We start from the raw sequence: 16,422 nt of genomic DNA, 5'->3' as shown, positions 1-16,422 counted from the left end.
TAAAACAATGGCAAAAGAACAATTCGACCGGAGTAAACCTCACGTAAACGTAGGTACAATCGGTCACGTTGACCACGGTAAAACTACTTTGACTGCTGCTATCACCAAAGTTCTTTCAGAAAAAGGTTTGGCAGAAAAGAAAGATTTCTCGTCGATTGACTCCGCTCCAGAAGAAAAAGAGCGCGGTATCACTATCAACACTGCGCACGTAGAATATCAAACAGTAAACCGTCACTATGCTCACGTTGACTGTCCAGGTCACGCCGACTACGTGAAAAACATGGTAACTGGTGCTGCCCAAATGGACGGTGCCATCCTTGTAGTAGCTGCTACTGACGGTCCAATGCCACAAACTCGTGAGCACATCCTTCTTGCTCGTCAGGTAGGTGTACCTCAGTTGGTCGTTTTCATGAACAAAGTTGACATGGTTGACGATCCAGAGTTGTTGGAACTTGTTGAAATGGAAATCCGTGAATTGTTGTCATTCTACGAATTCGACGGCGATAACATTCCAGTTATTCAAGGTTCAGCTCTTGGTGGTTTGAACGGTGATGCGAAATGGGTTGCTACTATCGACGCATTGATGGAAGCTGTGGATAGCTTTATCCCAACGCCTGCTCGTGATACAGACAAGCCTTTCTTGATGCCAGTTGAAGACGTGTTCACGATCACTGGTCGTGGTACTGTAGCAACAGGTCGTATCGAGCGTGGTATCATCAACTCTGGTGAGCCTGTAGAAATCTTGGGTATGGGAGCTGAAAACCTTAAGTCAACTGTGACTGGGGTTGAAATGTTCCGTAAAATCCTTGATCGTGGTGAAGCTGGTGACAACGTAGGTTTGCTCCTCCGTGGTATTGAAAAATCGGATATCCGTCGTGGTATGGTTATCTGTAAGCCAGGTTCGGTTAAGCCTCACGACAAATTCAAAGCTGAGGTTTATATCTTGTCAAAAGAAGAAGGTGGTCGTCACACACCATTCTTTAACAACTACCGTCCGCAGTTCTATTTCCGTACAACTGACGTAACAGGTATCATCACTTTGCCAGCTGGCGTTGAGATGGTTATGCCTGGTGATAACTTGACAATCACTGTTGAGCTTATCAACTCAATTGCAATGGAAAAAGGTCTTCGTTTCGCGATTCGTGAAGGTGGACGTACGGTAGGTGCTGGTCAGGTAACTGAAATCCTTTAATCAAGGGATACACCAACTATAAAAAAGGGAAGCTCGTAAGGGCTTCCCTTTTTATTTTGTGATTAACTGAGTACATTGGCGTTCGTTTTCTCGGGTCAAATGATACCATTAAGGCTAGTTGTTGTTGGGATACTATTAGGGTGGATGTGTACGATTACCGTTCGTGCACAAGTTCCTGTATTATATCTTACTGATAAAATGGTAGATACAGAGCTATGGAAGCATCCGGCGCTTGAGTATCTTGCCGATACTTCCCAAAAATTAACAGTTCAACAGCTACGAAAAGACTCCTCTTTTTTTTTCAAGCGACCCCTAGGCATTTCTGCTGACTTAGGTTTTAACGACCAAGATGTCTGGCTGCGTTTCAAGGTAAAAAAACAAACCGATCGACAGATTCACTGGGTAATTTCAAATGATTATCCCATGGTGGAAGAGCTTGACGTGTTTGTTTTCAATGAACAAACGGGAGAGGTGAAACACCAAACCTTAAAAGAAGCAATACCAGGCTATCAACGAAATATCAATGTACACCAATGCGCCGTTCCTTTGGAGCTTGCGCCGCATGTATTGTATTCTGTTTATATCAAATTACGTACAGGAGACGCCAAAAAAATCCAGTTTAGAATTGCCGAAACGTATCATTTTTACGAAACCTACCTCGATGAACTCTGGTTTTGGAGTGGCCACTTGGGGTTTGTGATTTGTATGATTGTTGTGCAATTGGTATTTTTATTGGTAACCAAAGAGCGAAATTTCTTGCTTTATCTCCTCTTTTTAATAGGATATTTATTGGTGGCCGTTGTAGGAGGATACGGTATTATTGACCAGCTACTGTGGCCAAATCATGTCTGGATGAAAGGTTATAGCATCGTGATTGCAGTCGTTATTAGCAATTTTTTAGGAGTGTTGTTTTACGCCCATGCGCTTCATTTACGGGCATTAGCCCCTACCCTCTACACGCTGATGCGAATAGATGCGATTGCATCGGTGATATTGAGTGTCTGGATTTTCTTTTTTGAAGGACTCATTAGCCCGAATGTGTATTCGTGTGCTATCATCATTGCCTTTTTTTGTTTGGTCTCTATTTCCTGCATTGTAAGCTATCGGCGCGGCAATCCGTCTGCTATTTACTATCTTTTTGGGACACTTTCTTATTTTATTGGTGTCATGGTCGTTTTACTTTGGACGTTGGCTTACTTAAAACCTAATCTGCTTGTTATCAATGCCATGCACATTGGAAGTATGTTTGAAATGGTCTTTTTTATGTGGGCATTGGCGGATGATTATCGCCGAACACGCGAAGAACGCGAACAATCCCAAAAAGAACTTATTCACACATTACAAACCCAAAATGAAGAAATTTCAAAAGCCCAAATTAAAGGACAAACCATTGAACGCAAGCGTGTTGCGGCTGATTTGCATGATTCTTTAGGTGGGACACTCTCTGCGATTCGTTGGACATTGGCGTCAATTAACTCCGAGAGCCTGACGGAGCAGGAACAACAGGTCTATGAGTCGTTGGTCGAAATGACCAATGAGGCACAGCAGCGGGTGCGGTTTTTGAGTCATAACCTTGTGCCCGAAAATTTAGAAGCCGATGGGTTAGCAATAAGCGTGGAGAAACTGACAGAAAAGCTTAACCGAAACAATAGAACGCGATTTAAAACCGAGATAAACCTCGATAAAAAATACGATAAACAAGTTGAGTTTGAGCTATACAGCATTTCATTGGAGTTGATTAATAACATTATCAAGCATTCAAGAGCGAAAGAAGCGGTGGTTCGTCTTTATGAACAAGACAATCACTTACACCTTGACATTGAGGACGATGGAGTAGGAATGCAAGATTATAATCACCAAGGAAAAGGCTTAGGAAATATCCAAGAAAGAATTTCGTCGCTCAGGGGCACGTGGCAGATTGAATCCAACGGAAAAGGAACCCATGCGTCGGCGCAAGTGCCAATCTCCTGATTTTTTTCTACTTTTGTACCTTTGTTGTCCCCTTTATATGGCTGAAAAACGCAACTCTGCCCTTTTATTTATCTTTATAACGTTACTTATTGACGTAACAGGTATTGGGATAATTATTCCCGTATTTCCTAAATTGATTACCGAGCTCATTCATGGTGATTTATCCCAAGCCTCTTTGTACGGAGGTTGGCTCACGTTTGCGTATTCGGTAATGCAGTTTATATTTTCCCCAATTTTGGGCGGTTTAAGCGACCAATACGGGCGTAGGCCTGTGTTATTAGCCTCTCTTTTTGGATTTGGAATAGATTATATCTTCTTGGGTTTTGCCCCGAGTATAGGATGGTTGTTTGTAGGACGCCTCATTGCTGGCGTTTTGGGAGCCAGTTTTACCACAGCAGGCGCGTACATTGCGGATGTGAGCCCACCTGAAAAAAGAGCCCAAAATTTTGGACTCATTGGCGCAGCTTTCGGTTTAGGCTTTATTATTGGTCCCATGCTTGGGGGGCTTCTTGGCCAGTATGGCGCCCGCGTTCCTTTTTTTGTATCTGCAGGCTTGGCACTATTAAACTGGCTATACGGATATTTTGTATTACCAGAGTCACTGCTTCCCGAAAACCGTCGTCCGTTTGATTGGAAGCGGGCCAATCCTGTGGGTTCATTGCGCCATTTAAAAAAGTACCCCATTATTTTTGGTTTGGTTATTCCGCTTGTACTGATTTATATCGCAGGCTACGCTACGCAGAGTACATGGACTTACTTTACCATGGAAAAATTTGGCTGGGACGAAAAATGGGTCGGATATTCGCTGGCCTTTGTAGGTGTAATGGCCGCTCTTGTGCAAGGCGGACTAACCCGCACGATTATCCCTCGTTTGGGCAACACAAAATCCATTTATTGGGGGTTAAGCGCCTACGGTATCAGCTTTTTTATGTATGCCTTTGCCAACCAAGGTTGGATGCTGTTTGCGATTACTATTTTAGCCGCATTAGGGGGAATTGCCACACCTGCGCTTCAAGCCATTATGTCAAATGAGGTGCCTGCCAATGAGCAAGGAGAGCTCAGAGGAGCACTTACGAGTTTGATGAGTTTAACGGCCGTTGTGGGGCCAGTGATGATGACGAGTTTGTTTGCGTACTTTACAACTTCGGCTGCCCCTGTTGTTTTTCCAGGTGCTCCGTTTGCAATGGGCGGTGTTTTGACGCTTCTAAGTTTGGTTTTAGTGAAACAAATTTTATCGCGCAAATGATTTTTTTTGCAAAAGGTTGCAATTGAAAAATTTGTTTCATACTTTTGCAGTCCGATTTCAAGAAGTATTATATACACGGGCATAGTTTAAAGGTAGAACTAAGGTCTCCAAAACCTTCGGTCTGGGTTCGAGTCCTGGTGCCCGTGCAACTTTTGCGCAAAATGAACTCAATTGTAGAATTTTTTAAAGCCTCATGGGACGAGGTTCGGCACAATGTCACTTGGCCCAAGCTTAATGACCTTCAATCTAGTACAACACTTGTACTCCTCGGCTCGCTTATTTTTGCAGCCGTAGTAGGTCTTATGGACTTCCTATTTGAGAATGCTCTCAATTTCATTTATCAGTCATTCTAGGGCTTTGCCCCGGTTATCCAAACGTTGAGCAGGTATGAGTAATCTGAATTGGTACGTTATCCGGGCTGTGTCTGGTCAAGAAAAGAAGATTAAATCTTATCTTGAAAATGAAATCGTCAGACAAGGCCTTCAAGAAGCTATTCCCGAAATTTTAATTCCGACGGAAAAAATTGTCGAAATGCGTAACGGTAAGAAACGCATCCGCGAGAAGAACTTTTTTCCTGGGTATATCATCATTTCGGCCGATTTGGCGAAAGGAGAAACACATCACCTTATTACGACAATGCCAGGTGTATTGGGTTTTTTGGGAAATACCAGCGGTAACTCAAAAATACCAGTGCCGTTGCGTCAGTCGGAAATCAATCGGATTTTAGGTAAGGTCGAAGATGCGGTAGAAGAAGTTGAAGCGCCAAAAGTGAGTTTCTTGAAAGGCGAGAGTGTTAAAATTACCGATGGCCCTTTCAGTGGCTTTATTGGAACAGTAGAAGAAATTTTTGACGACAAGAAGAAGCTCAATGTCGTTGTGAAAATATTCGGGCGTAGTACGCCCGTGGAGTTGGGTTACGCACAAGTCGAAAAAGAAAGCTGATTTTTCAGAATGTTGCCGGGAGTACGAGACAAAAAGCTTCCATGTTGTCTATCAGCCGTACGTCCGAACCGGTAACGCCAATTTAAACGTTTTAAAACGATGGCGAAAGAAGTAGCAGGTTACGTCAAACTGCAAGTGAAAGGTGGCCAAGCCAATCCTTCCCCCCCAATTGGACCAGCACTTGGTTCTAAGGGTTTGAACATCATGGAGTTCTGCAAGCAATTTAACGGTCGTACGCAGGACAAAATGGGTGTAATCTTACCCGTTGTAATTACGTACTACAAAGACAAATCATTTGAATTTGTTATCAAAACTCCACCAGCACCTATCTTGCTTTTGGAGGCTGCAAAAATTAAACTTGGTTCAGCTCAACCTAACCGTAAGAAAGTGGGTTCAGTTAGCTGGGATCAAGTGAAAACGATTGCTGAAACTAAGATGCCAGATTTGAATTGCTTTACGATAGAATCCGCAATGAAAATGATTGCAGGTACAGCACGTAGTATGGGGATTACAGTATCAGGTACAGCCCCTTGGGATAACTAATCACGAAGCGGACGTAAAGACATTTTGAACAATGGCAAAGTTGACTAAAAAAAGAAAAGAAGCTTTAGCGAAATACGATGCTAAAATCGAGTACTCGTTCGAGAAAGCTGCAGAAATTCTGAAAGACATCACCTACACGAAGTTTGATGCTTCGGTAGATATTGATGTGCGTTTGGGTGTTGACCCCCGCAAAGCAGACCAAATGGTTCGTGGCGTGGTGGCTTTACCACACGGTACAGGTCGTGAAGTACGTGTATTGGTACTTTGTTCGCCTGATAAAGAAGCCGAAGCAAAAGAAGCTGGTGCTGACTTCGTTGGGTTGGATGAGTTTATTCAGAAAATCGAAAAAGGATGGACTGACGTGGACGTAATCATTACAATGCCAACTGTAATGGCCAAAATTGGCCGTTTGGGTAAAATCTTAGGTCCTCGTGGCTTGATGCCTAACCCTAAGTCAGGTACGGTAACGTTGGAAGTTGGTAAAGCAGTAAAAGAGGTAAAGGCAGGTAAAATTGATTTCAAGGTTGACAAGTTTGGTATTATCCACGCTAGTATCGGCCGTGTATCTTTTGGCCCTGATAAAATTGCCCAAAATGCTCAAGAGTTGATTGCGACTTTAATGAGGCTTAAACCTTCTTCGGCTAAAGGTACTTACGTAAAAAGCGTACACCTCTCAAGCACAATGAGTCCAGGTGTCATCATCGATAAAAGCACGATTGCAGGAATATAATTATGACACGCGAAGAAAAAGCCGTTATCATAGAGGAACTCAGCGACAAGTTCAAGGCGATTCCTTACTTCTATATTGTTGATGCCGCAGGCATGACAGTTGGAGAAACAAATAACTTACGTCGTAAGTGTTTTAACCAAGGAGTAGAGTATCGCGTTGTTAAAAACACGCTGATTGCAAAGGCACTTGAAACACTAGATACAGATTACACGCCATTCAACGAAAGCGTTTTGACTGGTTTTTCTGGCATCATGTTTCACCAAGAGTCAGGCAAAGTAGCTGCTAAATTGATCAAAGAATTTCGTAAAGAATCAGGCAACGACAAATTGAAGCTTAAAGGTGCTTCGGTTGAGTATAGCCTTTTTATTGGCGAAAATCAATTAGAGACGCTCTTGACCCTGAAATCAAGACAAGAATTAATCGGGGAAATCGTTGGCTTGTTGCAATCTCCTGCGAAAAATGTCGTATCGGCATTGCAAAGCGGAGGCGGCAAATTGGCTGGTATCCTCAAAACCCTTTCAGAACGCGAAGGGTAATTCAAGTACTAAATTTGAAGCACTGAGAATTATTCAGATATTAATTTCACTGCTTCAGGTTCACAAATTTTCAAATTCAAAAAAACTCGTAACAAATTTTAACATTACAATAAAATGGCAGATTTGAAAGCATTCGCAGAACAGCTTGTTAATCTTACAGTAAAGGAAGTAAATGAACTTGCTGCAATCTTGAAAGATGAGTACGGTATCGAACCAGCAGCAGCAGCTCCAGTAATGGTAGCAGCAGCAGGTGGTGGTGATGCAGCTCCAGTTGTAGAAGAAAAAACAGCTTTTGATGTAATCTTGAAATCAGGCGGTGCTGCTAAATTGCAAGTTGTTAAACTTGTAAAAGACTTGACAGGTCTTGGCTTGAAAGAAGCTAAAGAATTGGTTGACGGCGCTCCAAAACCATTGAAAGAAGGTATTGCTAAAGACGAAGCAGAAGCTTTGAAAAAGCAATTGGAAGAAGCTGGTGCTGAAGTAGAAATCAAGTAATTTCTGCGCTTGGCGCTCCTAAAAACAAACGGAAATAGGCCTGACCTTGTGTCAGGTCTTTTCCTGTTTAAGTAAGTACCGCTGTTTTGGCTATTGAAAACAGCAACAGTTAGTCAAAAATCAGAAATAATCATTAATCTGACATCTAACTACAATAGCGTTTCTTCTTTAATGAGTTTCTGCCTGAAACACTTCGCTACTCGTAGGAGCGATGCACAGGGGCGAAATTCTAAAATCTACGAGGCAAGCTAAGTTTTTTGCAAACTAACTATTTGAGTCCTCGCGTTCAGTATCCTTAGAACGTCGCCTGGTTCTTATCCACCAAAAACTTGTAAAGCCTTGGTAACCAAACAAACTCCACGTAGAAGTTTTGCCCGGATTAAACCTGTTATTGATTATCCGGACTTCCTTGACGTACAGCTTCGCTCGTATCGCGAATTCGTTAATTTAGATACCGCAGCCGAAGAACGTCACAAAGAAGGGTTGTACAAAGTATTCCAAGAGAACTTCCCAATCTCTGATTCACGTGAAAACTTTGTCCTTGAATTCGTTGATTATGCACTAGATCCACCTAAATACTCTGTTAATGAGTGTATTTCACGTGGACTTACGTATTCGGTGCCATTGAAGGCAAAACTACGCCTAAAATGTAATGACGCCGATAACGAAGATTTTGAAACAATTGAGCAGGAAGTGTTCTTGGGAGCTATCCCGTACATGACTGAAAAAGGCTCTTTTGTAATTAATGGAGCTGAACGCGTTATCGTTTCTCAGCTACACCGTTCGCCAGGAGTGTTTTTCTCAATGAGCAAGCACACCAACGGTACTAAATTGTACTCGGCACGGATTATTCCTTTTAAAGGGTCTTGGATTGAATTTTCTACGGACGTAAATAACGTGATGTATGCGTACATCGACCGTAAGAAAAAGTTTCCAGTTACTACCCTCCTACGGGCGATTGGCTTTGGTTCTGACAAAGAAATTCTTGATTTGTTTGAACTTTCAGAAGAAATCCCTGCTACTTCTGCTAGCTTGAAAAAAGCCGTAGGCCGCCGCCTAGCTGCGCGGGTACTACGTACATGGACAGAAGACTTCGTGGATGAAGATACTGGTGAAGTAGTGTCAATCAGCCGTAACGAAGTGTTGCTTGAGCGTGACTCTCTTATCACGGCCGGTGACCTAGACGTGATCCTTGATTCGGGGCAAAAATCAATTATTATGCACCGTGAGGACATGAACATGGCCGATTATAATATCATTTATAACACGTTGCAAAAAGACAGCTCTAACTCAGAAAAAGAGGCTGTTGAGCAAATTTACCGCCAATTGCGTAACGCCGAAGCGCCTGACGAACAAACTGCTCGTGAAGTAATTCAGAGCTTGTTCTTCTCAGATAAGCGTTATGACTTGGGTGATGTAGGTCGCTACCGTGTCAATAAAAAATTGCAATTGGATATTGCGATGTCAACGAAAGTGTTAACCACGCAAGACATCGTTTCCATTGTAAAATACTTGATTGGTCTTATCAATGCCAAAGCCGTAGTCGATGATATCGACCACTTGTCAAACCGCCGTGTTCGTACGGTAGGTGAGCAATTATGGGCACAATTTGGTGTTGGTTTGGCACGTATGTCGCGTACAATCAAAGAACGTATGAACGTTCGTGATAACGAAGACTTCAAACCAATCGACTTGATTAATGCACGTACGTTGTCGTCGGTAATCAACTCGTTCTTTGGAACCAACCAGCTTTCGCAGTTCATGGACCAAACCAACCCACTGGCTGAAATCACGCACAAGCGTCGTATGTCAGCACTAGGGCCAGGTGGTTTGAGCCGTGAGCGTGCAGGTTTCGAGGTTCGTGACGTTCACTATACGCACTACGGGCGTCTTTGTACCATTGAAACTCCTGAAGGGCCAAACATCGGTTTGATTTCTTCGCTTTGCGTTTATGCAAAAACCAACAGCATGGGCTTCATCGAAACACCTTACCGCGTTATTAATGATGGTAAGTTGTCGAATGAACTTGTGTATTTGACCGCAGAAGAAGAAGATTCTAAATACATCGCCCAAGCCAATGCGTCGGTGGACGATAACGGAACTTTCTTGGTTGATAAAATCAAGACACGTTTTGAAGGTGACTTCCCAATGGTAGAGCCTGCACAGGTGTCTTTGATGGATATTGCAGCAAACCAGATTGTATCGGTAGCGGCTTCGATGATTCCGTTCTTGGAGCACGATGATGCCAACCGTGCCTTGATGGGTTCAAACATGCAACGTCAGGCGGTGCCATTGCTCCGTCCACAGGCGCCAATTGTAGGGACAGGTTTGGAAGGCCGCGTAGCTCGCGACTCACGTGCTTTGGTGGTAGCCGAAGGCAACGGGGTAGTTGAGTTTGTGGATGCAACCAAGATTGTCATTCGTTACGAACGTTCGTACGAGCAGCGTTTGGTAAGTTTTGATAGCGATATCGTAACGTATGATTTAATTAAGTTCCGTCGTACTAACCAAGATACTTGTATCAACCTTAAACCGATGGTTTTGAAAGGCCAACCGGTAGAGAAAGGTCAAATCTTGAGCGAAGGATATGCGACTGAAGGTGGTGAGTTGGCACTTGGACGTAACCTCCTCGTAGCCTTCATGCCTTGGCAAGGGTATAACTTTGAGGATGCGATTGTAATTTCTGAGCGTGTAGTACGCGAAGATATTTTTACTTCGATCCACATCGAAGAATACGACCTTGAAGTACGTGATACCAAACGCGGTGAGGAAGAATTGACAGCGGAGATTCCGAACGTAAGTGAGGAGGCTGTTAAAAACCTCGACGAAAATGGTATCGTTCGCGTAGGAACGGAAGTAAAAGAAGGTGATATCTTGATTGGAAAGATTACGCCAAAAGGTGAATCAGATCCTACACCAGAAGAAAAACTTCTCCGTGCCATCTTTGGAGATAAAGCAGGTGATGTGAAGGATGCTTCACGGAAAGCACCTCCGTCGATGAAAGGGGTAGTTGTAGATACAAAACTTTTCTCTCGTCCAGGCCGCGATGAGCGCGTAAAACAAAAAGACGAGTTGAAAGTGTTGATGAAGAGCTACGGACGCGACTTGAGCAAACTCCGTGAAGTTCTTATCGACAAAATGGTAGAATTGCTTGATGGTAAAACGAGTGCTGGAGTGAAGCACAAGTTTGGCGAAGAAATCATGAGTAAAGGCGTGAAATTTAGCCGCGTGAACATCATCAACAATATCTTCCCAGACAAAAACCCGTACCGTGACGAAGGTGGCTACGTTGTTCCAGAAGAAGTAAACCTTTTGGGTGACTTAATCATTGAAGGTTGGACGGACGACCCAACGACCAACAAGCTGTTGTTTGAGATGGTGAAAAACTATCAAAAACGCCGCAACGAGATTTCGGGACGTTTCAAACGTGACCGCTTTACGTTGGAAGTTGGAGATGAATTACCTGCGGGTATCGTGAAATTAGCGAAAGTATATATCGCTAAAAAACGTAAACTCAAAGTGGGTGATAAAATGGCGGGTCGCCACGGTAACAAAGGGGTTGTGGCTAAAATCGTTCGCGATGAAGACATGCCTTTCTTGGCCGATGGAACACCAATGGACATCGTATTGAACCCTCTAGGGGTACCTTCGCGTATGAACATCGGTCAGATTTACGAAACCATCTTGGCATGGGCAGGTCGTAAATTAGGCCGTAAATACGCAACGCCAATCTTTGATGGTGCTACCGAAGATCAAGTAGTTTCTGAATTGAATGAAGCAGGAATTCCTTCTTTTGGACGTACACCACTTTATGATGGGCAATCGGGTGATAAATTTGACCAAGCAGTTACAGTAGGTATCATGTACATGCTTAAACTGGGGCACTTGGTGGATGACAAAATGCACGCTCGTTCGATCGGACCATACTCACTTATTACGCAGCAACCATTGGGTGGTAAGGCACAGTTTGGTGGACAGCGTTTCGGAGAGATGGAAGTTTGGGCGCTTGAGGCGTTTGGAGCTTCTCACATCCTCCAAGAGATTTTGACAGTGAAGTCCGATGACGTAATTGGACGGGCAAAAGCGTATGAGGCAATCGTAAAAGGTGAAAACCTTCCGAAGCCAAATATTCCAGAATCATTCAATGTATTGATTCACGAATTACGCGGCCTTGCCCTCGAAATTACGATGGACTAATCAATGTTTGGGGTTTACTGTTTCGGAGTTACGGTTGGTAATACAACCCTAAACTTGAGATAGTAAACTCTAAACCCTAAACAAAAATTTCACACAAATCATATCGAAAATGTCATTCAAGAAAAACAAGAAAATCAATAGTGACTTTTCGCGGATTACCATCAGTTTGGCTTCGCCAGAGTCTATTCTGGAAAGCTCATACGGTGAAGTAACGCAACCCGAAACCATCAACTATCGGACCTATAAGCCTGAGATGGGTGGACTTTTCTGCGAGCGTATCTTCGGCCCCGTAAAAGACTGGGAATGCCACTGTGGTAAATATAAGCGTATTCGTTATAAGGGCATTATCTGTGACCGTTGTGGGGTGGAAGTAACGGAGAAAAAAGTACGTCGTGAACGTATGGGACACATCGAATTGGTGGTGCCTGTTGCTCACATTTGGTACTTCCGTAGCTTACCTAACAAAATTGGTTATTTGTTAGGCTTGTCAACCAAGAAATTGGACCAAATCATCTACTACGAACGATACGTAGTAGTTCAACCAGGTGTGAAAGCAGAAGATGGAGTCAACAAAATGGACTTCTTGACTGAAGATGAATACTTGGATATTATGGATCGTCTCCCTCGTGAGAACCAAATGCTACCCGATACAGACCCGAACAAATTCATCGCTAAGATGGGGGCTGAAGGATTAGAGTTGTTGTTGTCACGTACGCAATTAGACGAACTTTCGTATGAGTTGCGCCACAACGCCGCAAACGATACTTCGCAACAGCGTAAAGCAGAAGCGTTGAAGCGTTTGAAAGTTGTTGAAGCACTTCGTGATGCAAATACACGCATCGAAAACCGCCCAGAATGGATGGTGATTCGGATGGTGCCAGTGATTCCACCAGAACTTCGTCCGCTTGTGCCTTTGGATGGTGGACGTTTTGCTACGTCTGACCTTAACGACCTCTACCGTCGCGTAATCATTCGTAACAACCGTTTGAAGCGTCTGATTGAAATCAAAGCGCCAGAAGTAATTTTGCGTAACGAAAAACGGATGTTGCAAGAAGCAGTTGACTCGCTATTCGATAACAGCCGTAAAGTAAACGCGGTACGTTCGGAAGGTAACCGTGCCTTGAAATCACTTTCAGATATGCTGAAAGGAAAGCAAGGTCGTTTCCGTCAGAACTTACTTGGTAAGCGGGTTGACTACTCAGGTCGTTCGGTAATTGTGGTAGGTCCAGAGCTCAAACTTCACGAGTGTGGTCTTCCCAAAGACATGGCCGCAGAGTTGTTTAAGCCGTTTATTATTCGCAAGCTGATTGAGCGTGGGATTGTTAAGACAGTAAAATCGGCAAAGAAAATCGTTGACCGCAAAGATCCTGTTGTTTGGGACATCTTGGAAAACGTATTGAAAGGCCACCCTGTATTGCTTAACCGTGCTCCTACCCTTCACCGTTTGGGTATCCAAGCCTTCCAACCTAAGTTGATTGAAGGAAAAGCGATTCAGTTGCACCCATTGGTATGTACGGCCTTCAACGCCGACTTTGACGGTGACCAGATGGCGGTACACGTACCACTAGGTCAAGAGGCTATTTTGGAAGCATCGTTGTTGATGTTGTCATCGCACAACATCTTGAACCCTGCCAACGGAGCGCCAATTACCGTACCTTCACAAGACATGGTATTGGGTCTGTATTACGTAACAAAAGGACGTAAATCGACCCCAGAAGTGCCTATTGCTGGAGAAGGAATGACATTCTACGGTGCTGAAGAAGTAATCATCGCCCTCAACGAAGGAAAAGTGTCTAAACATGCGCACATCAAGTGCCGTGTGACAGTTCGTAACGAAGATGGTTCGCTTGAGAAAAAATTGATTGATACGGTTGCAGGACGTCTATTGTTCAACCAGTGCGTTCCTGAATCCGTTGGATATATCAATGAATTGTTGACGAAGAAGAAACTTCAACAAATTATTGGACACGTCTTCAAGATTGCGGGTAATGCACGTTGTGCGCAATTCTTGGACGACATCAAGCAACTTGGTTTCCAAACGGCCTTCAAAGGTGGTTTGTCAATCGGTTTGGGAGATATTAAAATCCCAGATGTGAAATGGCAACTCATCGAAGGAGCAAAAGAAGAAGTTCAAGGTGTGATGGACAACTTCATGATGGGTCTTATCACCGAAAACGAACGTTATAACCAAATTATCGACGTTTGGACACGTACCAACACGAAATTGGCCAATACGCTTTTGACCCAATTGGAGAACGACCAACAAGGCTTCAACTCCGTTTATATGATGATGCACTCGGGAGCCCGTGGTTCTCGCGAGCAGGTACGTCAGTTGGGAGGTATGCGTGGTTTGATGGCGAAACCTCAGAAAAACCTTGCTGGGGGCGTTGGAGAAATCATCGAAAACCCAATCCTTTCAAACTTTAAGGAGGGTCTCGACGTACTTGAGTACTTTATCTCTACCCACGGTGCGCGTAAAGGTTTGGCTGATACGGCCTTGAAAACAGCCGATGCGGGTTACTTGACACGTCGTTTGCACGACGTAGCTCAGGATGTGGTTGTGAACGAAGTTGACTGTGGAACATTGCGCGGTATCGAGATTTCAGCATTGAAAGACAACGAGGACATCGTTGAGCCATTGTCTGAGCGTATCTTGGGACGGGTTTCTGTACACGATGTACTTGACCCACTTTCGGGTGAGTTAATTTTATCATCAGGCCAAGAAATCACCGAAGAAATCGCGGCTCGTATCGACGAAACTAGCATCGAAACCGTTGAAATTCGCTCGGTATTGACTTGCGAAACCCGCAGTGGGGTTTGTTCAAAATGCTACGGACGTAACTTGGCGTCGGGGCGCATGGCCGAAATCGGTGAGTCGGTGGGGGTTATTGCCTCACAGTCAATCGGTGAGCCAGGTACGCAGCTGACACTTCGTACGTTCCACGTTGGGGGTACTGCGCAAAACATCGCAGTAGAAGCCAACATCAGAGCAAAATTTGAAGGTAAGATTGAGTTTGAAGATATGCGTACCGTAGAGTCAACGGATGCCGAAGGAAATCCAGTAACGATTGTAATGGGTCGTTCGGGTGAAATTCGCATCGTTAGCGAGTCAAACGGACAGGTATTGATTGGTAATAACGTTCCTTACGGAGCGACATTGCTTGTGAAAGAAGGTGAGCGCGTTACCAAAGGCCACGAACTTTGTAACTGGGATCCTTACAACGCCGTAATCTTGTCAGAATTTAACGGTTCTGCTCAATACGAATCAATCGAAGAAGGTATCACTTTCCGCGAAGAAATCGACGAACAATCGGGCTTCCAAGAAATGGTAATCATCGAAACACGTGACCGTACCAAAAACCCAGGTATCTTGGTGAAAGGTAAGAGCCCACTCTTGACCGACGCCGATGAGAAGATTTATAACTTGCCTGTGGGTGCGCGCTTAGTAATCAAAGATGGTTCGACGGTAAAAGCAGGTCAGCCTTTAGCGAAATTACCACGTACACTCGGTAAAACGCGTGACATTACGGGTGGTTTGCCACGGGTAACGGAGTTGTTTGAAGCACGTAACCCATCTAACCCAGCGGTAGTTTCTGAAATCGACGGGGTGGTTATTTACGGAATTGTAAAACGCGGTAACCGCGAAATCAATATCGAGTCGAAAGACGGTACCCGTAAGAAATACCTTGTGCCTTTGTCGAAACACATCTTGGTGCAAGATGGTGACTACGTGAAAGCGGGTGAACCACTTTCTGATGGTGCCATTACGCCAAGCGACATCCTTTCGATCAAAGGGCCAACGGCGGTACAAGAGTACTTGGTAAACGAAATTCAGGAAGTTTACCGTCTCCAAGGGGTGAAAATCAACGATAAGCACATTGAGTGTATTGTACGCCAAATGATGCAGAAAGTTGAAATCATGGAAGCTGGAGATACCAACTTCTTGGAAATGCAACCCGTTGATAAGTGGACGTTCCGCGAAGAAAACGACCGTGTTCTTGACATGAAAGTGGTAGAGGATTCGGGCGATTCTGAAAACGTGAAGCCAGGTATGTTGATTTCTGCGCGCCGTTTGCGTGACGAAAACTCTACCCTCAAGCGTCGTGACCAACGTTTGGTCGTGGCACGTGATGCGAAAGCAGCCGTTGCACAACCAACTTTGATGGGTATTACGCAAGCATCGTTGGGTACTGAAAGCTTTATCTCAGCCGCGTCTTTCCAAGAGACGACCAAAGTGTTGAGCGAAGCAGCGGTACGAGGAAAACGCGATACGCTCGATGGCTTGAAAGAAAACGTAATTGTAGGTCACCTTATTCCAGCAGGAACGGGTGTACGTCGCTACCAGAAAAACATCATTGGTTCGAAAGAAGAACTCGAAACAGTGACCGAATCACGTGAGCGTAGCAGCTCGCGTCGTAGCAAACGTGAATTAGCAAACTAACAGGTTTCCCCGTGAGTTTATAGAAGAAAACGCCCCGACTTCGGTTGGGGCGTTTTTGTTTTCGGCCGCTTACACACTAATTTTTCGATTGCTACCGTTTTTTACTTCCTTTGTCACCCAAACGACGAT

The 16,422-nt window shown here is 44.2% G+C and carries 11 protein-coding genes and 1 tRNA gene; all 12 read left to right on the top strand.

Features of this window, described 5'->3' with window-relative positions; all coding sequences use genetic code 11:
* Positions 1 to 7 precede the first annotated feature (7 nt).
* The 12 genes from tuf (at position 8) to rpoC (ending at position 16,293) form a co-directional block, all read left to right on the top strand.
* Positions 8 to 1,192 carry an elongation factor Tu gene (gene tuf / locus AC23P2_RS05165; protein ID WP_028522379.1) on the top strand — a complete coding sequence of 395 codons (1,185 nt, stop codon included), beginning with the start codon at positions 8 to 10 and terminating at the stop codon, positions 1,190 to 1,192.
* 198 nt (positions 1,193 to 1,390) lie between these two features.
* Entirely contained in the window at positions 1,391 to 3,163 is a 1,773-nt protein-coding gene (locus AC23P2_RS05160; RefSeq protein ID WP_487772203.1) for a sensor histidine kinase, read from the top strand.
* A gap of 37 nt (positions 3,164 to 3,200) precedes the next feature.
* On the top strand, positions 3,201 to 4,409 hold the full coding sequence (locus AC23P2_RS05155; RefSeq protein WP_487772202.1) for a TCR/Tet family MFS transporter: 1,209 nt from the start codon (positions 3,201 to 3,203) through the stop codon (positions 4,407 to 4,409).
* A gap of 75 nt (positions 4,410 to 4,484) precedes the next feature.
* A tRNA-Trp gene (locus AC23P2_RS05150) sits at positions 4,485 to 4,555 on the top strand.
* A 15-nt stretch (positions 4,556 to 4,570) separates the two neighbouring features.
* Positions 4,571 to 4,762, top strand: coding sequence for a preprotein translocase subunit SecE (gene secE, locus AC23P2_RS05145; protein WP_028522382.1), 192 nt, complete (start codon positions 4,571 to 4,573; stop codon positions 4,760 to 4,762).
* Positions 4,763 to 4,796: 34 nt separating this feature from the next.
* Positions 4,797 to 5,351: a transcription termination/antitermination protein NusG gene (nusG, locus tag AC23P2_RS05140; protein WP_028522383.1), complete on the top strand. Its 555-nt coding sequence runs from the start codon at positions 4,797 to 4,799 to the stop codon at positions 5,349 to 5,351.
* Positions 5,352 to 5,450: 99 nt separating this feature from the next.
* Positions 5,451 to 5,894 carry a 50S ribosomal protein L11 gene (gene rplK / locus AC23P2_RS05135; protein WP_487772201.1) on the top strand — a complete coding sequence of 148 codons (444 nt, stop codon included), beginning with the start codon at positions 5,451 to 5,453 and terminating at the stop codon, positions 5,892 to 5,894.
* A gap of 31 nt (positions 5,895 to 5,925) precedes the next feature.
* On the top strand, positions 5,926 to 6,624 hold the full coding sequence (gene rplA / locus AC23P2_RS05130) for a 50S ribosomal protein L1 (RefSeq protein WP_028522385.1): 699 nt from the start codon (positions 5,926 to 5,928) through the stop codon (positions 6,622 to 6,624).
* Between the two features lie 2 nt (positions 6,625 to 6,626).
* Positions 6,627 to 7,160, top strand: a complete 534-nt coding sequence (gene rplJ, locus AC23P2_RS05125) for a 50S ribosomal protein L10 (protein ID WP_487772200.1) — start codon at positions 6,627 to 6,629, stop codon at positions 7,158 to 7,160.
* 114 nt (positions 7,161 to 7,274) lie between these two features.
* The gene (rplL, locus tag AC23P2_RS05120) at positions 7,275 to 7,655 is read left to right on the top strand and encodes a 50S ribosomal protein L7/L12 (protein ID WP_487772199.1); all 381 of its coding nucleotides are present in this window, start codon (positions 7,275 to 7,277) and stop codon (positions 7,653 to 7,655) included.
* 339 nt (positions 7,656 to 7,994) lie between these two features.
* On the top strand, positions 7,995 to 11,852 hold the full coding sequence (gene rpoB / locus AC23P2_RS05115; protein WP_487772198.1) for a DNA-directed RNA polymerase subunit beta: 3,858 nt from the start codon (positions 7,995 to 7,997) through the stop codon (positions 11,850 to 11,852).
* 109 nt (positions 11,853 to 11,961) lie between these two features.
* Complete coding sequence (rpoC, locus tag AC23P2_RS05110; RefSeq protein ID WP_487772197.1) at positions 11,962 to 16,293, top strand: DNA-directed RNA polymerase subunit beta'; 4,332 nt, start codon at positions 11,962 to 11,964, stop codon at positions 16,291 to 16,293.
* Positions 16,294 to 16,422: the final 129 nt, after the last annotated feature.

The sequence above is a fragment of the Runella sp. R0.1_18 genome (assembly GCF_057652155.1).
Note: the sequence above shows the minus strand (reverse complement) of the source record. Positions and strands in the feature narration are given on the sequence as shown.